This window comes from Streptomyces sp. NPDC056160 (assembly GCF_042268205.1).
GTDB lineage: Bacteria > Actinomycetota > Actinomycetes > Streptomycetales > Streptomycetaceae > Streptomyces.
Genome location: NZ_JBHJUW010000114.1, coordinates 1 through 22,987 on the forward strand (window position 1 = coordinate 1; position 22,987 = coordinate 22,987).

At 66.2% G+C, this 22,987-nt stretch carries 19 protein-coding genes; 18 read left to right on the forward strand and 1 reads right to left on the reverse strand.

The window, feature by feature from the left end; translation table 11 throughout:
* The first annotated feature begins 740 nt into the window (after window positions 1-740).
* Both ACFC02_RS31505 and ACFC02_RS31510 read left to right on the forward strand, forming a co-directional pair.
* On the forward strand, window positions 741-1,142 hold the full coding sequence (locus ACFC02_RS31505) for a hypothetical protein (protein ID WP_376364751.1): 402 nt from the start codon (window positions 741-743) through the stop codon (window positions 1,140-1,142).
* Window position 1,143: 1 nt separating this feature from the next.
* Entirely contained in the window at window positions 1,144-1,614 is a 471-nt protein-coding gene (locus ACFC02_RS31510; protein WP_376364754.1) for an SLOG family protein, read from the forward strand.
* A 114-nt stretch (window positions 1,615-1,728) separates the two neighbouring features.
* Here the strand turns inward: ACFC02_RS31510 and ACFC02_RS31515 are convergent, their stop codons facing one another.
* Complete coding sequence (locus tag ACFC02_RS31515; protein ID WP_376364756.1) at window positions 1,729-2,067, reverse strand: Lsr2 family protein; 339 nt, start codon at window positions 2,065-2,067, stop codon at window positions 1,729-1,731.
* Window positions 2,068-2,273: 206 nt separating this feature from the next.
* On the opposite strand from ACFC02_RS31515, the gene ACFC02_RS31520 reads away from it, so the two are divergent.
* The 16 genes from ACFC02_RS31520 (at window position 2,274) to ACFC02_RS31595 (ending at window position 22,873) form a co-directional block, all read left to right on the forward strand.
* Complete coding sequence (locus ACFC02_RS31520; RefSeq protein ID WP_376364759.1) at window positions 2,274-4,127, forward strand: DHH family phosphoesterase; 1,854 nt, start codon at window positions 2,274-2,276, stop codon at window positions 4,125-4,127.
* A gap of 20 nt (window positions 4,128-4,147) precedes the next feature.
* A complete protein-coding gene (locus ACFC02_RS31525; RefSeq protein WP_376364762.1) occupies window positions 4,148-4,951 on the forward strand; it encodes a lysostaphin resistance A-like protein in 804 nt (267 codons plus the stop codon).
* Between the two features lie 180 nt (window positions 4,952-5,131).
* Window positions 5,132-5,524 (forward strand): hypothetical protein, encoded by a 393-nt coding sequence (locus ACFC02_RS31530; protein ID WP_376364765.1) that lies wholly within the window; start codon window positions 5,132-5,134, stop codon window positions 5,522-5,524.
* A 1,338-nt stretch (window positions 5,525-6,862) separates the two neighbouring features.
* Entirely contained in the window at window positions 6,863-8,704 is a 1,842-nt protein-coding gene (locus ACFC02_RS31535; RefSeq protein ID WP_376364768.1) for a phage/plasmid primase, P4 family, read from the forward strand.
* A 91-nt stretch (window positions 8,705-8,795) separates the two neighbouring features.
* Window positions 8,796-8,945, forward strand: a complete 150-nt coding sequence (locus ACFC02_RS31540; protein ID WP_376364771.1) for a hypothetical protein — start codon at window positions 8,796-8,798, stop codon at window positions 8,943-8,945.
* A gap of 66 nt (window positions 8,946-9,011) precedes the next feature.
* Complete coding sequence (locus ACFC02_RS31545) at window positions 9,012-12,185, forward strand: hypothetical protein (protein ID WP_376364773.1); 3,174 nt, start codon at window positions 9,012-9,014, stop codon at window positions 12,183-12,185.
* A gap of 355 nt (window positions 12,186-12,540) precedes the next feature.
* Window positions 12,541-12,864, forward strand: coding sequence for a hypothetical protein (locus ACFC02_RS31550; RefSeq protein WP_376364776.1), 324 nt, complete (start codon window positions 12,541-12,543; stop codon window positions 12,862-12,864).
* Window positions 12,864-13,178: a VRR-NUC domain-containing protein gene (locus tag ACFC02_RS31555; protein ID WP_376364779.1), complete on the forward strand. Its 315-nt coding sequence runs from the start codon at window positions 12,864-12,866 to the stop codon at window positions 13,176-13,178. Before ACFC02_RS31550 ends, ACFC02_RS31555 begins: the two co-directional genes overlap by 1 nt.
* A 20-nt stretch (window positions 13,179-13,198) precedes the next feature.
* Window positions 13,199-14,413 carry a hypothetical protein gene (locus ACFC02_RS31560; protein ID WP_376364782.1) on the forward strand — a complete coding sequence of 405 codons (1,215 nt, stop codon included), beginning with the start codon at window positions 13,199-13,201 and terminating at the stop codon, window positions 14,411-14,413.
* A gap of 184 nt (window positions 14,414-14,597) precedes the next feature.
* Window positions 14,598-16,454 (forward strand): SNF2-related protein, encoded by a 1,857-nt coding sequence (locus ACFC02_RS31565; protein WP_376364785.1) that lies wholly within the window; start codon window positions 14,598-14,600, stop codon window positions 16,452-16,454.
* Between the two features lie 112 nt (window positions 16,455-16,566).
* Window positions 16,567-16,869, forward strand: a complete 303-nt coding sequence (locus ACFC02_RS31570) for a hypothetical protein (RefSeq protein ID WP_362283371.1) — start codon at window positions 16,567-16,569, stop codon at window positions 16,867-16,869.
* 727 nt (window positions 16,870-17,596) lie between these two features.
* Window positions 17,597-18,094 carry a hypothetical protein gene (locus ACFC02_RS31575; RefSeq protein WP_376364790.1) on the forward strand — a complete coding sequence of 166 codons (498 nt, stop codon included), beginning with the start codon at window positions 17,597-17,599 and terminating at the stop codon, window positions 18,092-18,094.
* A gap of 159 nt (window positions 18,095-18,253) precedes the next feature.
* On the forward strand, window positions 18,254-18,850 hold the full coding sequence (locus tag ACFC02_RS31580) for a hypothetical protein (RefSeq protein ID WP_376364793.1): 597 nt from the start codon (window positions 18,254-18,256) through the stop codon (window positions 18,848-18,850).
* Between the two features lie 572 nt (window positions 18,851-19,422).
* Entirely contained in the window at window positions 19,423-19,983 is a 561-nt protein-coding gene (locus ACFC02_RS31585; protein WP_376364796.1) for a hypothetical protein, read from the forward strand.
* A 130-nt stretch (window positions 19,984-20,113) separates the two neighbouring features.
* Window positions 20,114-22,324 (forward strand): class I SAM-dependent DNA methyltransferase, encoded by a 2,211-nt coding sequence (locus ACFC02_RS31590; RefSeq protein ID WP_376364799.1) that lies wholly within the window; start codon window positions 20,114-20,116, stop codon window positions 22,322-22,324.
* A gap of 207 nt (window positions 22,325-22,531) precedes the next feature.
* Window positions 22,532-22,873: a hypothetical protein gene (locus tag ACFC02_RS31595; RefSeq protein ID WP_376364802.1), complete on the forward strand. Its 342-nt coding sequence runs from the start codon at window positions 22,532-22,534 to the stop codon at window positions 22,871-22,873.
* The last annotated feature ends 114 nt before the right edge of the window (window positions 22,874-22,987 follow it).

Genomic DNA, 22,987 nt, shown 5'->3' on the forward strand with positions numbered 1-22,987 from the left:
GAGGGATGAAAAGTCATACCGGACAGGGAGATGAACTGTCCGCCAGCAGGGACTTCAAATGTCCGCTCACCCGGACGTCCCAGTGTCCGTGGACAAGCAGTACACCCAAGAGGCGCGATGACCAGGCGAAACGGCCAGACCCGTACCCCCGCTACGCGGAAGAAGGAGAGTGGTACGGGTCAAGAGGGTACGGGCCGGTTCCCCTGATGTTCCAGGCTTCCGCTAACGCTCCAGCCGTGGAACAGCGAGGACGACGACAAGAAAGAAAAAGGGCATAAGGGAACCTGATAACACGTGTCCTGCGGACCCTCGCTCCGCTCGGCCTCTCCGCTGCGCTCCGAGGACGTGTTAGTCGGCATAGCCGACGGGTTCCACCGCTCGCTTCGCTCGCCGGTCCGTCGGTCGCTGGCGCTCCCTCCGGCTATGCCCAGCGCTGCGCTTGAGAGAGGAAGCCCCACCACTGCCCCGCTGCAGTTGTCCACAGATGTGGACAGCAGCAAAGGGTGCAGCAGTGGTGGATCGCCTGGCGCTGCGCGCCTGGCTCAGGCGAGAAGTGACGACCCGTGCGACGGCTCGCCACGCGATCCATCCGGGAGCAGATCGCGCCAGCAAGATCTTCCGAGTCGTCAGCCAGCAAAGCTGGCACGGGTGCTGGGTCGAACATCGAGATCACACGGACCCCACCGAGGTCCGCACTCGCTGTTCGCCACCCGCACCCGAGACCACGAAGAGGTATCTCCATGACCCAGTCCCAGTCCGAACTCTCGCCCTACGACACCGAGCCGAAGCTGTGGCAGCCCGACAGTGAAGCCGTCGCCGAGGTGATGCACTCCGGCGAGGTCGAGGACATCGGCAACGTCGACTTCACCAACCACGAGAACGGCACGGTCGTCACCGTGCACGTCTCCCGCGGCGATGACGGGCTGTACACCGTCCACCTCATGCCGATGTGTGACGAACACCGGATCCGCGTCGCACTCCACCGGGAGACGGACCTGGCCATCATCGAGCCGGTACCAGCCGGCCGGTATGAGCCGCGACATACAGGCCGCCACGCTTGCCCGAACACCGCGGCCGCAGCTCTCGAGACCAGCTGTGAAGACCGCCGAGTCACAAGAAGAGCAGATTCGAATGATTGCTGAAATGATTTCCGAGTCGTTCTCGCACGTCGTCCTCGTCACCGGCTCCCGCAGCTGGAACGACGAGCAGAGCATGCGCACAGCGTTCAACGGTGCCTGGCGCGACTGGGGAGCGGAGAACGTCACCCGGCCGGTACTCATCTCGGGGCATTGCCCCGACGGCGCGGACGCGATGGCCGAGCGCCTGTGGCGGGCCGCCGGCTTCGAGATCCGCACCTTCCCCGCTGCCTGGTCGGCTCATGGGAAGCAGGCCGGCTTCCAGCGCAACCAGGAGATGGTCGACGCCGCCGGGGTCTTCCGTGAGGCCGGGGCTCAGGTGCTGTGCACGGCCTTCCTCGACCTCTGCGCCCGAAGCCTGAGTGCCCGCAGCGGGGCAGGGAGCAGCTCATGCCGCACACGCCGGGGCACTTTTCGCACGGCACCATCCACCGCCGTGATCGCGCGCGAGCGGCGGGGGTCGAGACGGCCACCGTGATCCATCCGTCGCTGCTGCCGTTCTGATGACGCACGAAGGGCCCTGCAGCGTGCTGCAGGGCCCTTCAAGAGCGGAGGGGATGAGTCGGCCGGGCGGCGAACACCGGGGTCGGCGCTACTTGCTCCGATCGATGCCGTGCGCCTTGTCGTAGGCCTTCATGACTGTCTTCGGGATGCGCCCCCGTTCCGCGAACTCGTAGCCCTCCTTCTTGCCCCACTCACGGATCTTTTCGCGCTCCTCGGCAGTCGTCTCGGGTACGACTCGCTTCTTGACTGGCGTCGCCTTCCCGGCTTTCCGGCCGACCTTCAGGTATGGCTTCAGCGCCTCCTCAAGCTTCTTCCGCTCCTCAGTGGTGAGGTCGACTTCGTACCAGGTGTCACCCAGGCCGAAGGTCGCCGTAGCCGCATCCGGCTTACCACTGAGATCCGACTCGATAATGCTTCGAATGGCCATGCCGGCGAGAGTAGCCGATACGTAAGGACCTTGGAAAGCCTGTCGCGGTCATTCGAGATAAGTGTGCCATTGAGGGCCCGAATAAGACTCAGGAACGCTGCTAAATGAGCAGAGGGGGAGAATGTAACTGCTAAAATCACAGCGACACGGGGGTGTCACATACCCCGTTCTCCATCGACCAACAACCTCGATCGAGAGGTCCCACCATGTCCATGCTGCATACCGTCGACGACCATGCGCTCACCGACGAGGACACCGGCCTCTTCGAGCTGCTGTGCCAGCGCAGGGGGTGGTCGGATCAGTACCTGAAGGAGATCGAGTCCACCGAGCACGACGAGCTCCTGGACCTGGCCGAGATGGTCGAGGCCCTTCATGACGCCCGGACCACGGGCAAGAAGATCACCATCGCCCCCGACTTCGACATGGACGGCATCTCCTCCGGCGTCCTCGGCTACGCCGGCCTGTCCGAGCTCGGCTTCGACGTCGAGCTGCACCTGCCCGACTACCGCCGCGGCCACGAGCTCACGCCCGAGGACATCGCCGAGATCCACGCGAAGTGGCCCGACACCCGGGTCCTGCTCACCTGCGACGGGGGAGTGAACTCCCACCGCGGTATCGCCACCGCGCGTGCCTTGGGCTGGACGACGCTGGTGACCGATCACCACGAGGAGCTCGCGCCGGGCTCGACCGCAGACATCACCGTCGACCCGTGCCGGATCGACGAGACCTACGCCCACACCGGGATCTGCGGCGCCCACGTGCTCTACCAGGTGATCAAGGCCTACACCCGCGTGCACCGGCCCAAGAAGCTCTGGGAGATCCACCTGCTGCGCCTGTTCGCCGGCCTGGGCACTGTCTCCGACGTCATGCCCGTGCTGTACGAGAACCGTCAGCTGGTGCGTGATGCGATCTCGATTGCCCGTCTGCTGCGCGTCGCCGCGCCGAAGACGATCCCCAATCCCTGGGGTGGGTTCGACGCTGACCCGGATGCCATCGACGTCGAGCAGTCGATCCTGATGCAGCTGCTGCGCACCGAGCCGCATCACCCGGTCTTTCTCCGGGCCTTCGAAGGCTTCGCGATCGTACTCAAGGCCTTCGCGCAGATCGGCAAGATCCGAGACGTCGACGACCTCGACGAGGGCTTCTTCGGCTTCTACCTCGCCCCGGCGATGAACAGCCCGCGCCGCACGGGGGCCTCGCTTGAGCCGTGCTTCGCGGTGTTCACGGCCGCCGATGCTGACGAGAGGCTCAAGGTTGCCCACCAGGTGATCGAGAGCAACGAGCTGCGCAAGCAGCTGGTCATCGAGCACATGGAAGAACTCACCACCGGGGATCAGCCGTTGGCCCCGTGGGTGTACTTCTCGGACGCCTACCCGGGCATGTACGGGCTGCTGGCCAACCGGATGATGGAGCTCAACGGCCACCCGGTCGTCGTCGTCAACCGGCCCGCCGATCCCGACGATTTCGTCAGCGGCTCCGGTCGCGCGCCGGGGTGGTTCGACATCATCACCAGCCTGGAACCGCACGACGGTCTCAGCGCCATCGGACACCAGCAGGCCTGCGGCGTCCGCGTCGCGAAAGCCGAGAAGCTGGGCGACCTCGTCGCCGTGCTGCAGGAGGCCACCCAGGCCGCTCTGCTCGCCGTCAGCACCGACGGACCGAGCGGTGATCTGGTACTCGGCCCGGACGCCGACTGCGACGCCAGCCTCGAGGATCTGCAGCCGCTGTTCGAGCTGGTGCGCCGGACCGAGGGGCTCAAGCCCTTCGGGCACGGCTTCACCGCTCCGGTCGTCGAGATCGCGATCGAGCCTCTGGGGCTGCGTGTGGACCGGATCGGATCCGAATCGCAGCACCTGCGTCTGGTCACCCGGTCCGGCCTGTCCTGCCTGTGGTGGAACGTCGCCGAGGAGAAGTTCGACATGCTCCGGGGCTTCGTGCAGCGCGCCAGCCGCACCGAACTCGGAACGCTGCGCTTCACGGCGACGCTGCAGCTGAACACCTTCCGCGGCGACACCCGTGTTCAGGCCGTCATCAACGAACAGATCACCACGGCTGCTTGAGATACACCAAGGGGGAGACCATGACGACGTCACCGATAGCTTCGCGTCTGATCGGCATCGGGTGGTGCGTCCTCGTGCCGTTCGTCGCCGTCGCGGTCTACCTCGGCCTCAGCACCGTCGCAGTCCTCCTCATCGGAGAGCCGGTCGTCGCGACCGCCGTCCTGGGCATGCTTGTTGTCGTCCTGGTCGGTTTGGTGAGGATCCAGCGGCCCCGGTGGCTCGCGCATGCGCCGGCCTCGCAGCCGAGGCCGGAGATCCCACGCTTCGGGTTGACCGTCCTCGGCTGCGCGGTCCTGGCCTTCCTCGCCGGCCAGTCGCTGGCCTTGTGGATCTACGTCACGGCCGGGTCCGCCGGCTTCGACGCGTCGAACCAGACGAGGTACGCGGCCGGGGCTGTGGCGACCTTGCTGCTCACCCTGGTCGCGGCTCCCGCGGGGGAGGAGGCCCTGTTCCGAGGGCTGATCTACCCGTTGCTGCGCAAGCGGGTGGGCATCCTCGCCTCCACGCTGGTCACCGCCGTGGTGTTCGGCCTGCTGCACGGCAACGCCGTGCAGTTCGCCTCGACCCTGCCACTGGCGGTGCTCCTGGCCCTGGTCTACGAACGCACGCGCGTGCTGTGGCCCTGCGTGCTCCTGCACCTGGGCTTCAACCTCGCTGCCGCCCTTGTCCCGGCACAGGCGCTCGGCGCTCTGGCGAACCCCGTCTCCGCGGTGTTCCTGTGCCTGGCCTTCGCTGGTTGTGCCTTTGGGCTCTACCGGCGGGGCGCCGGCGGGACTGCGCCAGGCGCAGTCCATGGCGCAGGAGGCGAGTCCGCGATGCAGTGAGCGAGGTACTCAGCCTCTTCTGAAACACGATGGTGCCCTCCGTGTGGGACCTGGCGGCCTTTCAGCCGCCGGCCCTCGTGCGGAGGGCATGCTCGTGGTGACCGGGGTGATCCGGTCACCGGGGGTGTGACTGCAAGTAACCATTCAGTCATACTCATCAGGAGAGGAGAGGATTTCATCATGGCTATCGTCAGCACCTGCACGTACGACTCACGAGGACAGCTCGTCCGTCCCGACACGCTCGACATCAGCCGTGCGAAGATCCGTCTGGACCTCGACACTGGTGAGAAGCCCACCTTCGATCGCGGTCACACGCACGTCTTCGTCGTCTCCGACATGGGCATCACGGCCGAACAGGCCCGTGAGCGCGTGAACTCGAGGCTGCGCCGGTTCTTCGATCGCGCCGAGGTTGTCTACGGCTTCCGCAAGATCACGATGAAGAAGAGCCAGAGCAAGAACCGGCTCAACCTCAACACCACGATTTCCTACGAGATCCTCTACGTCGTCGAAGCAGACGAGCGATCCCGTAGCCGCAGTCCCGAGTCCCCCCATGCGGGATACCGGCGAGGCTGAAGGCTGGTCACCCCTGGGTGATTCGCGCCATCCACGCCTCGCACTCATCAGCACATGCAAAGAGGCCGGAGAGCTCCCTTCCCACGGGGATGCTCTCCGGCCTCTCTGTTTCCACGTTCCAGTGCAACATCGATCACCTGGCGTCAACGATAGCAGCTGTCGTGTATCACTCGCAATGAGCGGAGAATGTCAGTCAAATGTCCTCTCGCTTCCAGTGGAGCCTTGTCGACGAACGACTCGGACAGAGTTCTGACTCGTGCTCGGAGGGCGCGTCAGGAGCCTTCTGTGAGCCTCAGGACGCCGAGGATGTTCCATGCGGCTTCCAGTCCCGCTGAGACTCGGCCGCGCCCCTGAGTGCCGCACGGCGGCTCGGCATGGAAGCCCGCTTCGACTTGGTCGCCAGGGGCTGGGCGCATCGAGCTGTCAGATGTACCACGAGACGTGGTACACCCCTGCAAACCGCGTCTGAACTGGGCAAACACCTGTACTGCGAGGCTCTTTCCCGCATCGGGTGTACCACGTGGGAGCGCCGACGTGGTCCGACGTTTCCCCTGGTCAACCAGTGTTTCCCGCCCATGTACCACGAGTACCACGTCTTTTTGACCGTTTACATAGGGGACGCGTTCGGGAGCGGTCCAGGCGGCTCCAGCCCCAGCTCGCCAGTCTGCTCTCTTATCCCCCCTGCGCGTGTATCTAGTCTCTATTTTCTGGTACAAGTGGTACGGGGGGTATGTAAACCTCGCCTGACCTGGGCAAACACCTGTACCACGTAGAAAATGCCACGTGGTACAGCTCGCTCTTGAACTCCCGGAATCCTCGCTCTGACCTGGGGGAACAGGTGTACCACGTCAAGTGGTACACGCTCGGTTGCCCGCAGAGGGTATGCGGGCATGCGGCACTCGGGATCCTCCTGGAGAGCGTCCGGTCGATGCTCTGGTGGCAGCTGGCTCGGCCGATCAGAAGAACTCCTCCGAACCTCGACCGCGGGCCGGGCGGCTCACGCCGCCCGCGGGTGCGTGGTCGAGCGCGAGAAGCCAGCGACTCCGTGGGCTATGTGCCTGACGAGTCGCTGGTTCTCACGTCCCGCCCAGGCTCGCGACGCGTGTGGCGTGGCCGTGGCGGTCGCGCGCTCTCTCCAGTCCCTGTCGGTGGCCCTTTTGGCCTCCATTAACCACCATTCAGGACCTCAGTCGACTCTTTTGTCGAATGGTGGCTTAATCGTTGAAAAATGGTACTCGGATGACGTAAGGTCAAGATCACGTTCCATTCGATTACGAGTTCAATCGGCTTCCCACTCATCGCCGGCAGGAACTCGATCATGATCGAGAAAGCAGCAACATGACGCCTCCTGACGCCCTCATGTCCGTACCTGCCGCCGGTTCCAACGCCGGACCGCGCACCAACCCCGTCGCCGACGTCCTGGCCAGCGTCATGGGGTACTTCTCGAACCGCGACGACATGGCTCCGCAGAACGAGATCGTCACCTACGTCACCGCCGCCTACCTCGACCAGATCGACCCGACCGGTCCTCCGACGTCTCGCGTGCTGGAGAAGGAGCTGCTGGCGATCGTGGGCGGCGTCATCAAGGCCGAGAATTTCAAGGCGGCCGTGGCCGCCGAGAAGTACCCCCTGCCGAGATATCCGACGTACTGGCAGGTCGCGCAGATCCTCCTGCGTCTGCACCACGTCATCCGGATCGCGCCCAACGCCAAGGACACCGACCGCGAGTACGACCTGCTGGCGATGTACCAGGCCGCGGGCCGCGCGCGTGGGACGTACACCACCAGCGAGGACGACATCCGCACCACGGCGCGCATGTACAACACCCAGCTGACCCTCAAGGAGTTCGCCGAGGTCCTGGCCGTTTTGCGCGAGGACAGCCCGCGCCGGCACCAGAGCACGAACCGCGACTTCATCGCCGCGCGCAACGGCATCGTCTTCTACGGCACCGAGCCGCTGGACCTCACGATCTTCGGCAAGGACTTCCACTTCGAGCCCAAGCAGGTCCACCCCTTCGACCCCGCCATCGTGCTGCTGACCAAGAACGACGTCGACTACGTGGACGACGCCCCGCAGCAGGTCATCACGCACCCTGAGGACGGAGATTGGGAAGTCGTCGCCTGGATCGAAGAGCTCTTCGACCAGCCCGGTGACGAGGGCCTCGCCGACCTGATCTGGGAGATCATCGGCGCGATCATCCGGCCGCACGTGCGCTGGGGCAAGACCGCCTGGTTCTACTCCGAGCAGGGCAATAACGGCAAGGGCACGCTCTGCGCGCTCATGCGCAACCTCGTCGGCAGCGGCGCGCACACCTCGATTCCGCTCTCGGACTTCGGCAAGGACTTCGCGCTCGAACCGCTGGTGCGCGCCAACGCGATCATCGTCGACGAGAACGATGTCGGCACTTTCATCGACAAGGCGGCCAATCTGAAGGCGATTGTGACCAACGACGTCATCCAGATCAACCGCAAGTACCGGATGCCGATCGCCTACCAGTTCTTCGGCTTCATGGTCCAGTGCCTGAACGAGTTCCCGCGCGTGAAGGACAAGTCCGAGTCGTTCTACCGCCGGCAGCTCTTCGTGCCCTTCACCAAGAGCTTCACCGGAGCCGAGAAGAAGTACATCAAGGACGACTACCTCCAGCGCCGCGAGGTCCTGGAGTACGTCTTCTGGTACGCGGTCAACCGGGCCGGCGCGTCATCTCCGGGTGACTACTACCAGCTCTCCGAGCCGGTGGCGACCAAGGCGGTCCTGGCCGAGTACAAGGAGGCCAACGACCCCGTGCGCGCCTTCTGGGAAGAGTTCCGCGGGCGGCTGGTCTGGGACCTGGCACCGTTCACGTTCCTCTATGACCTGTACAAGGCCTGGTTCGCCGACGTCTCGCCGTCGGGCTCGCCGGTGAGCAACAAGCAGTTCATCACTGACCTCGTGGCGATCGTCCGGCCGGATGCCCTGTGGCACTGCCCGGACAAGAACCGCAAGATCCGGCCCGGCCGGATGATGCACACCCCCGAGGTGCTCATCGCTGAGTACGAGCTGAAGAAGTGGATGCACCCGAGCTACACCGGCAGCGACCCGAAGAAGAAATCCCAGCCGATGCTGCAGGCCAACTACCGCGGACTGCTCCGGCAGACGGGCGCATCCGCCCCGACCGACGGCACCACTGACGAACAGGACTGATGCACCCATGGCTAAAACTGCTGGCGCGCTCGGCGAACTCACCTAGGCCGTACGCGAACTCGCCTGCGGCCAGGGCCGCCCGATCACGGCGATGTCCGACGTCGCGCGCGAGCAGCGGATCACCAACCTCGCCGTCCGCTCGCAAATCACGACGGACCCTGCGGAGAAGGCCCGGCTCATGAGTGAGGCGTCCCGGCGCATGGATACCCCGCGCCGGCGCTCTCCTCACGACTCCCTCTGAGGCCGCGCGCGCCTCCTCCCCAGACACCGGCCGTGATGGTCGGACCGACGAAAGGAGATCCCCACCATGACCACACAGCGAACACCCGTCACGGCCTCGAAGGCGCGCTTCACCTTCTACGACATCGAGTCGTTGTCGGACGTCTTCACCCTGTGCGCCTATACCCCGCGGCCCGGCAGAGCCGTCGACGACCTGGAGATCTTCTTCCTCGCCGACGACCAGCAGCTCTCCGACGCCGTGGACCCGCAGGCGCTCTATGAAGCCGTGGTGCGCTCCAACCCGGGCCTGCCCGCGGTGAGCGTCCAGCTGTGGAACCTGCGCGGCGAGCGGGGCAACTTCCGCCTCGCCGAGCTGATGGGCCTCTCGAACGCGGACCAGGTCAACGACCGCAGCGAGGTCTCGTCCTATCCGGCGAGCCTGCGCCCGGTCTGCGACACGGATCCCGAGTACGACCCGCTGAAGCACCCGTTCCTGGCCGGGTACAACTCGCTGAACTACGACATGACCATGCTCGCGCTGTACCTGATGGAGACCTTCCCGGCTCCGCACTCCGGTCGTCTTGTCCAGCCGACCACCGCGCGTGAGATGCGCGAGCACAACGACAAGCTGTTCAACGAGTACATCGAGTACATGCCCGGCTACCTCGGCTGGGACGGCCCGGCCGCCAAGATCCGCCGCGCCATGATGCACTCGGGCCGGCACCTGGACGTCGCCCGTCTCAACGAACTGCAGACCAAGGTGAGCCTCAAGCGTCTGCTCGGGATGCTCGGCCGCCAGATCAAGGAATCCGAAAAGCTCAGCCACGACACTTCGATCGCCTCAATCGAGGATCTCTACGAGCTGCTGGCCTACAACGTCTCCGACTGCCTGGGCCTGGCCCAGCTCTTCCAGCACCCGGCCTACGCCAGCAACTTCGACCTCAAGGCCGGTCTACTGGCGCAGTACTCCGAGACCGTCTACGCCAAGAACGGCTCGGTGCGCCGGGACCGCCTGACCATCGACTCGTCCTCGGCGAAGTTCGTCGGCCGCATCCTCGCGCCGTACACCTCGCTGAACGACATCGAGGCCGTGTCGTTCCTCTATCCGGCCAAGGAGGTGGCCGAGGAGCAGGGCATCTCCCAGGCCAACGTGCTCGACGAGTGCGTGCGCTTCTTCGAGGACAACGTGGCCCCCGACCCTGCCAAGGACCCAGCCGCGACGCCGGCACAGGCGAAGGCGCACCGCCAGTTCATGCACGTCGTCAACTACTACCGCTCGATCGAGGGACAGAACTTCAACAACTCCGAGGAGTACCGCGACCTGTTCGCCCTCCCGGCCAAGTCCTTGCGCGAGCTGCCGAAGACACCGAACAACGTGCCCTACTTCCACCGTGACGCATCTCCGTCATCGTGCTTCGCCACGTTCAGCACGGGCGGCATCCACGGAGCCGAGGCAGACATGACAGTCTTCGACGCCGACTCCTTCGAGCACCGAGAACAGGCAGCGATGATCGGTCTCGCCAAGCTCTTCTACCCGGACGCGAAGGACTTCGTCGCCGAGGCCAAGCGCCAGCACAACCTGCTCGTGCTGCCCGACGGCACGACCGTCGACAAGCGGCTCGTGCTGCTGGGCTCGGACCCGAAAAAGGTGAAGTACCGCAAGCCGAAGAAGGACGACCCGGACCAGGCCGAGCAGCTCGTGCGTGCGCAGGCCCAAGTGCCGGATCCGGCCCAGCTGCTGGACACTCAGCGCCCGGACACCGAGGCGATGCACGTGCGCCTGGCCGACGGGACCGTGCTCGACGGCAAGATAGTCCTGGCCGTCACCTCGGCGGTCAAGGCCGTCTATCGCGATGAGCTGGCGAAGAAGGCCCCCACGCTGTTCACTGCGAAGGCCGACCAGTCCACCAAGCTGCACCCGAAGTACGCACGGACCTCGGCAGGCCTCGTCATCCACGAGGACTTCACGAGCTACTACCCCAACCTGCTGCGCAACATGAGGGCGTTCTACAACCCCGAGCTGGGCGAGGACCGCTACACGACGATCTTCTTCGAGAAGGAGCGCCTGGGCTTCGAGATGAAGAAGCCGGAGATCTCCGCCGAGGAGAAGGCCCGGCTCGCGACCCTGCGCAACGGCACGAAGCTGATCCTCAATTCGGCCTCTGGAGCTGCTGACGCCGCGCACCGGACCCCGATCAGGATGAACAACCGCACCATCTCGATGCGGATCATCGGCCAGCTGTTCAGCTGGCGGATCGGGCAGGCCCAGACGCTGGCCGGCGCGCGGATCATCTCGACGAACACCGACGGCCTCTACTCCGTCGTCGGTGGCGAGAACGGCTTCGATGAGACCACCAACAACCGGGTGCTCGCCGAGCAGCAGGCCGCCATCGGCATCGACATCGAACCGGAACTGATGTTCCTCATCAGCAAGGACTCGAACAACCGGCTCGAGCTGGAGTCGCCCACTGAGGACCGGAGCGTCGCCGACAGCCCGATCATCACCGCCTCCGGCGGGACGCTGGCCTGCCACGCGGGTCCTACCCCGACGAAGTCGCTGGCCCACCCGGCCGTGATCGACTTCGCCCTGGCCCGCTACCTGCAGACCGTCGCCAGCAGGGGAGAGGATGCTCTCGCCGAGCCGTTCGATCCCGTGCTGGGCCGGAAGATGATCGAGGAGGCGATCGACCCGGCCGATCCCGTGCGGACGCTGCTGCTGTTCCAGAACGTCCTCGCCGCCTCGCGTGGATCAATCACCTACCCGTTCGCCGCCGACCCGGTCAGCGCCGCGCCCGACCGTGACGACTACGAGGACGCCGATGCGCAGCTGGTGAACCCGCGGGCCCTGCAGATGGTCAACCGGGTCTTCATCGTCCACGACGGCACTGATGGTGCCGTGAGCCTGCACAACGCCGGCGCATGGAAGGTGAACCCGGCCAGCCAGAGCAAGCGGCGCGAGTCCGGCAGCGCCGGGGTGCGACGTGACCCGATCGCGCTGGAGATCCTGCGCCACCACGGGTGGGCGAAGAACCGCAGCGAGGCCAGCACCTCCGACGGCCTCACGCTGCTGCCCGATGACCAGGACGTCGTGATCCGCCGGATCAACGGCATCGACCCGCACTGGTCGGTGATCGTCGTCAACGACGATCTCCGCGCGCTGCCGGCCGCCCGAGTCGAGCAGCTCATCGGGGCGCTCGATCTCGACATCTACACCCGGATGCTCGACGAGACGTTCACCAAGAACTGGAAGAACGCCGCCTGATCAGCTCCCCACACCACCATCGGACCGCAGGGTGCCGGGCTGTGCCGACACGACGCTGCTCGGTGCCCGAATCGAATCTATGACGAAGGCGAGTCTGGCTCGCCATGGCAAGAGAGTCGAGAGACGTCATGTTCCAGACCACACTTCCCGTCCGCACCGTTGAGGGGGGCGACGAGTTGTGAGTGCCGCGACCGAACCAGTCCAGCCCGGTCAGCGCTGGCGGCGCAAAAGCGACGGGGTCCTGACCAAGGTCATTTGCGTAGATTCACCCTTCCAATTCCGGCGCTCGGTCCATCATCGAGCGCAGCGTCGGACGATCACCGAGTTCGGCTCGTTCCTGAAGAAGTACGAGATCGTGCCCGATGCCGTGCCGACCGGCACCTCCGCCCAGGACGACGACGCCCAGGCCCCGCAGGAGAAGAACACGACCCGCGAGGGCATCCTGGTCCGCCGGGGGCAGATCTGGGAGGACCTCGACACCCGGCAGAGCAAGCGCCGCGTCGTCATCGAGTTCGTCAAAAGCGGCAGGGCCCGGGTCCGGGCCCACTACGGCACGAGGCGCTCGACCATCAGCGTCTCCCGGATGCACAAGCACTCCACGGGCTTCCGTCTCGTCGAGCCCGGTGAGCTGAAGTACGGCGTGCCGACGGTCTCCTCGTACGAGACGGCACCGCGCTGATGGCTCGCACGCGCGAGAGCACCATCGAGGACTACCTCCTCAGCCAGTGCCGGGCGCACGGCTTCCTGTGCCTGAAATTCGTCTCACCGGCCCGCGGGGGAGTGCCCGACCGGATCGTCGTCGCCCCCCGCGCCACCGTGTTCGTCGAGGTCAAACGCCCCGGCGGCCGGCTGCGGAAGCTGCAACAGCTCACGCGCGCCAAGCTGCGCCGCCACGGGGCCGAGGTTCACGTCGTCGACGACAAGCCGAGCGTCGACGTCTTCATCGCGCACCTCCTCAAGTCCTCATCCGACCAACAGGGAGCAACACCATGACCCACAAACCGAGGAGACCCATGAACAGCCCGGTCCTGCAGGCGTTCCCGGCATTCCGGCTGCGCCCGCCCGCCGACGGCTCCGCATCGGCCGAAGTCGTCGACGCCAACGACGTAGTCGTGGGCCAGGTCGCCGCCGCTGGCGGCGCCTACCGCGGCCGCGTCGGAACGGATGCCGGCCCCCGGCGCACGGATGCTCCGCGGGCGGCCGAGGACGTCGTGGTCTTCCATATCGCCCTGCACGCCGTGGCCGACGCAGAGCACCAGCCGTACTCCAGTGTCTCCGAGGCCCGGGCCGCGCTCTCCCCCATTCAGCTCCAGCGCCAGGAGATCGTCGACTCCGCCACCCGCGCCTATTTCTTCCACGCCCTGCGCCAGCAGCACGTGGCCGCGATCCTCGACGGCCTGGAGGCCATCGTGCGGGAGCACGACGCGCCCGGTACCCGCGGTGGATGCCTGCGCGTCGTCCGCCTCCTGAACCAGGTCCGTGAACCCGCCCGGGCCCTGCTCTCCGACGCCACCGGCGACGAACGTGAATGGATGGCCTTCCCCCTCGCCCGCCTGCTGGCCTTCACCGAACTGGCCACCGCCCGCCTCGGCGCCACCGCGTCGAAGCCGCCCTCCGACCTCGACGGCCCCTTCCCCAACCCCCACGCCGCCGACCAGGCCCACGCCACCGCCTTCCGCACCTACCGCGACGTCCAGGCCGGCACCCGCACCCTGGCCTCTCTGCCTGATGACACCCTCCACGCGCTCGCCGCCCTCGACGCAGCGGCGGCCCAGCTGCCCAGCGGCCCCTGCGCGAAGAACCGGGCCGACTGCCGAGCGGCCGCCTCCGCCCTGGACGAACTGGCCACCGCGGCCCGCAGCGTCGAAGCCTCCGCCCCCGACACCGCGCCCGAAGTCCGTGCCCTGGCCCAGGAACTGTCCGCCATCGCCACCGACACCAGCGCCCGGCTGGAGGCCACGGCCCTCCTGCTCGAGGACGCCGGCCGCCACGGCAGCGTCCGCACAATCCTCAGCGCCCTCCAGGACGCCGAGCTGGGCCCCGAGACCGACGTCGGCACCCGCTCGGTCCGCGTCGACGACACAGAGACCGGCCCGATCCGGCACACGGAGAACGGCCGCTGGACCGGACCCGGCATCACCGACCCCTACCACTCCCCCGAGGGCGCCGCAGCAGCACTCATCAACACCTTCCGCGACCGGCAGGTCACCGCCCGCACCCGCGCCTGACGGCGTCCCCGACCGCCCCCTGGATCCAACCCGCGTCACGCGACGCGAAGCGAGGGGCGCCGAGCTAGAGACCGAGGTCGCGCAGCAAAAACAGAGAGCCGACCAGGCCCATGCCCGACTCGCCCTCATTCAAGAAGCCTTCCATGCCTGACCACTCGCTCGAAGAGAAGGGATGACCAGCGACATGACTACGGCTACCGCTCCGTCCCCGATCTCGCTGATGCCGCATCAGCAGCAGATCCACGACTTCCTCGTTGACCACCCCTTCGCCGGTGCGTGGCTCGGCGTCGGGGCCGGCAAGACGCTCACGACCCTGAGTGTCCTGCAGACGATCCGCCCGATGGGTCACATCCTCGTCATAGCGCCCGTGGCGATCGCCCGCTCCACTTGGATCGACGAGATCGAGAAGTGGGGCTTCCCCATCCGGACGAAGTCGCTCATCGTCGACGAGAACGACAGGAAGCTCTCCAAGGCCAAGCGCCTGAAGCGCTTCCAGGAAGTCGCCAGCGATCCGCCGACGATGTACTTCATCAACCAGGAGCTGCTGACTCAGCCGTCCCAGGAGACGAAGCTGATCACGCCGGTGCCGGGCGCAGTGCCTGCCCCGACCGTCTCACCGGAGGCGACGGCGATCCTGGGGCTGCTCCAGGCACGGGGGCCACTGGACCGAGACGAACTGATCGACGAGTACCGTGCTCTGGTCGCCGGCAACGCCAACAACCGGGTCCCCGCCAAGGCCAAGATCCGCGCCTGGATTCAGGAGTTGCTCAAGTCGGCCCTGGTGACGTGGGAAGCCTATGACTGCCGGACCTGTTCCGGCGCAGGCTGCGCTCAGTGCCGCTTCGGCCTGGTCGACCAGCTGCCGGTCCAGAACATCAACGGTCAGAACACCATCATCTGGCCCTTCCAGACGGTCATCATCGATGAGTCCCAGGGTTTCAAGTCCCACGACTCGCAGCGCTTCCTGGCCCTGGCGACGGTGCGGCCTGCCATGACCCGGCTCATCGAGCTGACGGGAACGCCCAGCCCCAACGGTCTCCACGACTTGTGGAGCCAGGTCTACCTGCTCGACCAGGGCCGGACGCTGGGTCAGAACATCACCGCGTACCGCAACCGCTGGTTCACGCCGAAGATGGTGCCCGGCACCACGACGCCGGCGAAGTGGATCCCCACGGCGAACGCCGAGGCTGAGATCCATCAGGCCATCTCGCACCTGGTGATGAGCGCGCAGAACACGAGCCTGCAGCTCCCGGCGCTCAGCATCCAGGACGTCAATGTCACGCTCCCGCCGGACCTGCTCCAGGCCTACAAGGACTTCAAGCGCGACCTGGTCCTGGACATCGTGCAGACCTACACCGACGACGACGGGAAGCTGACGCAGAGCATCGAGTCGATCGTTGCCGCGAACCAAGCAGTGCTCACCAGCAAGCTGATGCAGTTCGCCTCGGGCACGCTCTACACCGCGGATCCTGACGACCCGGCCACGAAGGGCCGGTACGAGGTCATCCACGACAAGAAGATCGAGATGGCCGAGTATCTGGTGCGGAACAACGGCGGCGAGCCCGCGCTGATCGCCTATCACTTCAAGTCCGACAAGGCGCAGCTGCTGATGCGGCTCCGGAGGGCCGGCATCGACGCGCAGGCTTTCGACGGCTCGCGCGACATGGTCCGCCGGTGGAATGCCAAGCAGATCCCGGTGATGCTGCTCCACCCTGCCGCCGCAGGGCACGGCCTCAACCTGCAGCACGGCGGCTCGACGATGATCTGGTACACGCTGCCGTTCTCGCTCGAGCACTACCTGCAGGCCAACGGCCGGCTCTTCCGCACGGGCCAGACGAAGCCGGTGACCATCCACCGGCTCATCGCCAAGGGCACGCAGGACGAGCGGATGCCCTCGGTGCTCGCAGGCAAGCAGCAGGTCCAGGACGACCTCATCGAGGCCGTCTCCGGGGACTTCAACGCCGAGCAGGCGCTTCTCGCCGCCCTGGAAGAAGAGATCCGCGAGGACCTCAAGGACCTCTGGGCTTCCGAGCGGGTCTGATACCCGTACCCATCCGACGACGGCCCCGCTCCCGGCGGCTCCCCCCGCATCCGAAGGGACCGACATGCCCCAGCCCCCGAGTACCACCAGCACCCGTGATCAGCAGCACACCATGGACGTTGTACGCGTCGTCGTTCGGCTGCGTGGCGAACAGGAGCCGGAGGACCCGACCTACGTAACCTTCGAGCTCGATCTCCTCGGAGCACCGCTACCGCAGGACAGCGATGTGATCTGCCTCGGCAGCTACCACTTCCAGGTGCGAAGCAGGCGCTACCACGTATCGACCGCCCAACACGAGCCACCGAAGGTGGTGCTTCACGTAGGGATCACGAACCGCCGCCCGGCGGACCTCGTCACTGCTGCGGCACTCACACGAGACCTCAAGGCATATCCCTCAGTTGCTTCGATCCACTGAACAGCTCCGCCCACGGCCCCGCGCCCGGATACCCGTCCCGGCTCGGGGCCGTTCCCGTACCCTGCTGCGCTTTACCGGCTAACCCGTACCCATCCGACGACGGCCCGGTTGTGATCCCACAGCCGAGCGGTCACTGTGGCGACCGCTCACCGAACACCCGTGATCAAGAAGAGGGGACTCCCTCATGAAGAAGATCACCGCCCTTCGGTGGAATAAGCACTTCGCGTCGCTCCGATGGGTGACAGCATGCCCCGTCGGCTTCGCCCTACAGATGCTGGCCTCGGGGGTCTGGGTCGGCATAGCCGACCCGGGTGCGGGATCGACACCGTAACGGGCCGGGTGTTCGTACGCCCGGCCCGTTCCCCGTTGATACGTCGGCGTCCCGTCATGGGCATCCCCGGGTTCCGGTGGTGTCCATGAGGAGACGCTTTGCTGCCACCGGCGGGACGCGAAAGCGACGCTGATCGCCGAAGCCCCGAGCAAGACACCGATGAGACCCGTCAATGCACCAGCCGGGACACGCATCGGCCTCCAACCAGACCCCTGACGGCCTCTCACGAGTGCGCCCTGACGACGGGTCTGGCCATGGACACGAAGGAACAGTGCGCCTCCATCCTCTGCGTCAAGGGCAGCGCCTTCCTCTACGTCATGACGGGGAGGCCAATCGGGGCGGGACGGCCCTGTCCCGGTTCCCCGAGCAGGACCCGATCGTCAAGGACCAGAAGTGATGAAGCACAACAAGACCACAGAGATCGTCGACGCCACGATCCAGCTGTTCGCCGAACTCGACGAGATGGTGGGCCTGATCTCACGTGTGCTCGCGAAGTTCCCCGCTGAGACGGTGCCCCAGCGGCTCAAGCCGTTCCTCGGCACGCCGCGCGTCGCCTTCGCGCGACCGTCCACGAAGGGCGACAGCGAGATCTTGCTCCAGCTCCAGCGCGGAATGCTGTCCCACGTGCAAGCCCAGGTCCCCGGTGCGTGGCTGATGATGCACCAATCCGAACTGACGGCCGCCGTACGCGAGATTTACTGGGGCGACAGAGAGCACAGCCTCCGCCGCGAGCTCACCCGACTTGAGAAGTCAATCGGGGACCACAACCGACAGGCTGAGTATCACCGTGTCAGGGCGAGCGAGGCACGTCGAGAGTACGACCGCCTCGCCGCCAGCATCCGCCGGCGCTCGGCCCGCAAGAGCCGCGCCGCCGAGGAAGACTCCGATGGCTGACTCGACGGACCCCCGCAAGATGTCCCAGCGGTGGAGGAGTACCTCGACGCCCTGGTCCACGCAGAGGCCGTGCTGGAACGACCAGCCCAGCTCCACCGGCGATTTCGTTGCGGCCCCAGCCAGCTGCCGTACCCAACAAGCTCAAGGAGCGGCGCTCTCATGACCGATCACGACTGGGACAACCCCATCACCTGCGAGTTCGTCGGCGCGCAGCCACCCGAACACCCGAACGGGGAAAATACCGTGTCCAGTACTGCGCTTCCCGAGAAGCTCATACGCACCGTCACCGACGCCTACCTGATAGCCCTCAGGCAGGGGGATCTTCGCGCAGCGCTCGGACTCATGACGCAACTGGCCAACGCGCACGGTCTGGTAGCCGTCCGCGGCCTCGCCGCCGAGCTCGCCATGGACCTTCACACCCACTGCCCGTCACGCTTCCGCACTGCCTTCGGCGGCGCGAACCTCTCCGCTCTCGCCCCCGCGGCGGACCACGACGCGCTCACCACCCTTGATGTCGCCTCCAAGACCAGCCGCCTCATGGGGCGCGGGCAGGTCACAGCTGCCGACTTGGAGGACACCGAAGTCCAGATGCGCGTCACGGAAACCGTCCGCCACGTCGTTCAGGCGGCACTCAATGCCGCTGCTGGGCAGAGCAGTTCGGCTGTGGCCTCTCAGCTGGGCGCGCTGACCACGCCCCGCGAGTTGTCTGCGGCCGTGGCTCTGCTCACCAACGGGCTCCGCGCCGTGCTGCCGTAGGCGCACGCCATGAGCCCCCGTGTCTGCCGCAAGGGCCATGGCCGCCCGATCCCGTTCGACTGCAAGTCCGGCGCCGGACACCCAGGAACGTGCAGCCCCTTCACCCACTGGCCCCACCCACCCGAGAACGCTGACGATCACGCTGCGCTCCTCGCTATGAGCAGGGAACGCCCGGACGCCAGCGCGAGTGCACGGGCACGCTCGGCCCCTGATTCCGCTTCACCTTCATGCCGGACCTGGAGGTTCCTTGCATGCCCGCATTCCTGGAGCAGCCCGCCTACGGACCAGGAGGCCCAGACGGCAACGGCTGGTCCCGCCTCACTCTCGGCGCCCACTTCGACCACCGGCATCAGTGTGGGTGGCGGCCGACACATCACACCTCTCTGTTCACAGCGTTGACCGGCCGTCAGCGCTGGGGCGGTTACGAGCGTTGTCCTGGAGACGGACCCGGGGCGTGCGCAGCGTGCCCGGTTCAGCACCGCCGTCTCACGCACGACGGCGGGCTCGACTGGCCAGCAGACACGTCCCTTCTCCTGGCCCGTGTCAGGCCATGGCCGTCCACTCCTGGTGCGTTGTTCGCCGACCAGGCTTCCGGGCGCAGCACTTTGGAGTTGTCCGCCTGGAGGGGCGGTCCGCCCATAGCGACAACCGGCTGGAAGGAGGTTCTCAACACACCTGGCGTTCAGATCAGCTGGAGGTGGCAGGACGAGGAGAGCGAGGCGTTCTGGATCGTCCGCAACCACTCCGGGTCTGATGCCACGGCGGTCCTCAGTGGGCATGACGGCGCCCGTACGCGCCACGAGCTGTACAACGGGCGAGACGGGACCCGTACGGCCATTCTGACCTGCGAGGGCGCCTGCGCTCACGAGACGTATCACTTGCAGCAGCTGGCCGCCGATCTCGACGGCCTCGCTGACGGCACCGCGCCTTCAGAGCAGGTGACGGTGATCCCCCGGAGCCTTCCAGGCGTGCCGTTGATCAGTATCACCCAGGACGGCTCTCATAGCGTGCTGTACCTGGGCCGTTCCCGCGACTACCCGGCATCCACTGTCCATATCAACTGGGAGTCCCACGAAGGCGAGCTCACAGCGACCGCCCTCGTGGCGCACGCCGTCCGTCTCACCGCTGTTTGAACCCGGGCCGCAGGCCTCCTCCGGCCAATGGCCGTCACCTGCCGCACCGAGTACACACAGGTACCTCGAGATCGCTGAGATGAAATAGATGACCAAGGCATGCACAGCCCCCAGCACCCCCGCACTTCCCATGGCCTCAGACCGCGACGCAGAAATGCCGATCGCGCAGATGGAAGCGGCGGCCCTCACGGAGCCCGCGCGACCACACGACCTGGCAGACAACGAAGACTTCGACTACATCACCGGCACAACGGTGATCCGGCTCTCCGAGACCGAGAAGCTACGCCAGAGCGTCGTACGGGCTCTCGTCGATCAGTACGGCATCGACCCGCGCGACGTGGCGGCCGACGTCCCTCTCCACGTGACGGACCCGGAAGGCGGCCGTCCGCGTCGGCGACGTGTCAGCCTCGCCGTCTTCGAGCACGGCAGGCCGCATGAGCAGGAGTACATTCGCCGTGTCGTCGTGACGAGCGTCCGCCCCAGGAACAACCGGGCCTCAGCCAAAATCCGCTCCTATACGCACGCCCACCACCAGGACGACACGGCCGGTGAGGTCACCGCGCTCATGCAGGCGGCTGGTCCCGCCTGCCGGTACGGCCTGTGGACCGACGGCAACGACCTGCTCTTCATCGGTCGCGACACCACGTCCGCGGGGAACAAAACGTTCCTGTCTCTGACGAACTGGCCAACTGTAGTCGCGCACCAGCGTGACACCGCACCCGCGCCTCCTTCGCGCACCACCGGGAGCACACCGGCCAACGAGACGATGCTGAGGCTCGCTTTCCGGCGCTGCCACAACGCCATCCACGTCAACGAGGGGCAGCCCCAAAACGCGGCCTTCTGGCAGTTCCTGTACGTCCTGCTCGCCAAGTTCCATGACGAATACCTGGTCCGCGAAGGAAAGAGGGAGACCCGTTTCCACCTCCACCGCGACACGTCGGACCGTGTTCCAGGTGAAGCAGACCGTTCCGCCGCCGCGGAACGCGTGAGAGCACTCTTCGGCGAGGTCAAGGAGCGCTACGCCCACTACAACCTGTTCGACCAGACCGACGAGCTCTCTCTCAGCGATCAAGCTCTCGGCTTCCTCGTCGGCGAGCTGGCCGCCTACAGCCTTTGCACCACGCCCCTGGACACCCTCACCACCGCCTACCACGAGTTGTTCGGCGATACCTTGAGCGGCGACCACGGTCAGTACTTCACCCCCGCCAGCGTGGTCCGCCTGCTAGTGGAGATCACCGCCGCCGAGCCAGGCGAGACCGTACTCGATCCGTGCTGCGGAACCGGCGGCTTCCTCCGCGAAAGCCTCGCAGTCCTGAGCCGCAAGCAGACCGTCGAGGCTGCCCTCCTGACCACGCAGGAGCACGCCCGACTGGCAGCAGCTCACTACGAGGAACTGAGCAGGTATGCACAAGAGCGGGTCTTCGGCGCGGACCTCGACCCCATGATGGCCCGTGCCGCCGCGTTCGCCGTGATGATGCTGACCGGCAGCGTCGGCAACACCGTCCACATGGACTCGGTGGCTTTCCCCACGAGCGGCGCCCTACCCGGCCTCCCTGGTGCCAGACGCCATCTCGACCGCATCGGTCCCGGTGCAGTCGACGTCTTGCTGACCAACCCTCCCTTCGGCTCGGACATCTCCGTGACCGGTCCTGTCCTGGAGCTGTTCCGCACAGGCCCGTCACAAGTCGAGAAGCCGAGCGTCGCCTTCAGCTGGACCCGTGAGAAGGACGGCACTCTCCGACGCGGGAAGCCGGCCTCCTCCGTGGTACCTGAGAAGCTCTTTGTCCAGAAGGCGATCGAATGGGTGCGGCCCGGCGGCCGCATCGGCATGGTCCTGCCCAACGGGATCTTGTCCAACCCCGGCGCCGACGATGAGGCGCTCCGCCAATACATCCTCGACGAGTGCTGGATCATGGCCAGCGTTGACCTGCCCGTGGAGAGTTTCCTCGTCGGCGCGGGCGTCAACGTTCTGACCAGCGCCCTTGCGCTGCGGAAGAAGACCGAGCAGGAGAAGCGCCAGGAGCGGATGCACGGCCCTGCCGACTATCCGGTGTTCATGGCCGTCGCCGAGAAGGTCGGCCACGACCGGCGGGGCAAACCGCTGTACGTGCGGGACGGTCACGGCAATCTCGTGGCTAGTGGGCATGAGGAGACGGACCTGATAACCGTCCGCGGTGTTGCGAACCTGCGCACCGTGAGGCGGCGCGCCTTCATTCTCGACGACGACCTCAGGTCCGCTAGGCAGTTCCCTCAGGGGAACGACCGGCCGTGCATCATCGCCGCGTACGACGCGTTTGTGGCCCGGCACGGCCACGAATTCCCCTGGAACAGCGGTGACTGAAGGGTCCCGACGTCGGTGCGGCGGGGCGGAGCGGGCGGCACAGCCGCCCCGGACGACAGCATGAGATGCCGAGAAGCTCTGGAGGACCCGTGTTCCCCAGGGCTTCCGCATTCCTGCGACTCACCACGAGCACCACGAGCACCACGAGCACCACGAGCACCACGAAGCACTGGACGTGCCAACACACGACAGAGGAGTGACAGCACAGTGCAGGACTTTACCGCTGGCAGGCCCCGCAGGGGCCCCAAGCCGAACCCGGCAAATCAGAACGTCACGTTCACCGGGCTGGACGTCGATGCCGACGACCGGAATGTGGCGGCTCTCAAGAAATCCATCGCTGGGAACCTCGCCCCGATGGGCGTAAACGGCATCACCTTCGCCGAGCCCGGTGAAATCACCGATGCCCGCAACCAGATCCAAGGGCGAGAAGACGCCTACATGCACGTAAGCGACGGCACATCCCACGGTTGCCTGTGCGGCTACACCGTGCAGCGCGACGCGCCATCCGGAGCACCCGAGTGCCCCGTCTGCGTGCTTCTGGACGCCTGAACGACGCAGTCGCCGCGATGGCCGGCGGGGGACCGACGTGCCCTCCGTTGCCGCCGAGCTCCGGATCTCCGGCAAGACCGTGTACCGGGTGCTCAACAAGCTCCGCACGCAGGA

What these genes read in the sequence shown, in the direction of transcription:
- ACFC02_RS31530 (WP_376364765.1), top strand. Translation starts at nt 5,132, where the DNA reads ATGGCTATCGTCAGCACCTGCACGTACGACTCACGAGGACAGCTCGTC.
- ACFC02_RS31565 (WP_376364785.1), top strand. Translation starts at nt 14,598, where the DNA reads ATGACTACGGCTACCGCTCCGTCCCCGATCTCGCTGATGCCGCATCAG.
- ACFC02_RS31580 (WP_376364793.1), top strand. Translation starts at nt 18,254, where the DNA reads ATGACCGATCACGACTGGGACAACCCCATCACCTGCGAGTTCGTCGGC.
- ACFC02_RS31505 (WP_376364751.1), top strand. Translation starts at nt 741, where the DNA reads ATGACCCAGTCCCAGTCCGAACTCTCGCCCTACGACACCGAGCCGAAG.
- ACFC02_RS31525 (WP_376364762.1), top strand. Translation starts at nt 4,148, where the DNA reads ATGACGACGTCACCGATAGCTTCGCGTCTGATCGGCATCGGGTGGTGC.
- ACFC02_RS31590 (WP_376364799.1), top strand. Translation starts at nt 20,114, where the DNA reads ATGGCCTCAGACCGCGACGCAGAAATGCCGATCGCGCAGATGGAAGCG.
- ACFC02_RS31575 (WP_376364790.1), top strand. Translation starts at nt 17,597, where the DNA reads ATGAAGCACAACAAGACCACAGAGATCGTCGACGCCACGATCCAGCTG.
- ACFC02_RS31510 (WP_376364754.1), top strand. Translation starts at nt 1,144, where the DNA reads ATGATTTCCGAGTCGTTCTCGCACGTCGTCCTCGTCACCGGCTCCCGC.
- ACFC02_RS31540 (WP_376364771.1), top strand. Translation starts at nt 8,796, where the DNA reads ATGTCCGACGTCGCGCGCGAGCAGCGGATCACCAACCTCGCCGTCCGC.
- ACFC02_RS31545 (WP_376364773.1), top strand. Translation starts at nt 9,012, where the DNA reads ATGACCACACAGCGAACACCCGTCACGGCCTCGAAGGCGCGCTTCACC.
- ACFC02_RS31515 (WP_376364756.1), bottom strand. Translation starts at nt 2,067, where the DNA reads ATGGCCATTCGAAGCATTATCGAGTCGGATCTCAGTGGTAAGCCGGAT.
- ACFC02_RS31560 (WP_376364782.1), top strand. Translation starts at nt 13,199, where the DNA reads ATGAACAGCCCGGTCCTGCAGGCGTTCCCGGCATTCCGGCTGCGCCCG.
- ACFC02_RS31555 (WP_376364779.1), top strand. Translation starts at nt 12,864, where the DNA reads ATGGCTCGCACGCGCGAGAGCACCATCGAGGACTACCTCCTCAGCCAG.
- ACFC02_RS31535 (WP_376364768.1), top strand. Translation starts at nt 6,863, where the DNA reads ATGACGCCTCCTGACGCCCTCATGTCCGTACCTGCCGCCGGTTCCAAC.
- ACFC02_RS31570 (WP_362283371.1), top strand. Translation starts at nt 16,567, where the DNA reads ATGGACGTTGTACGCGTCGTCGTTCGGCTGCGTGGCGAACAGGAGCCG.
- ACFC02_RS31520 (WP_376364759.1), top strand. Translation starts at nt 2,274, where the DNA reads ATGTCCATGCTGCATACCGTCGACGACCATGCGCTCACCGACGAGGAC.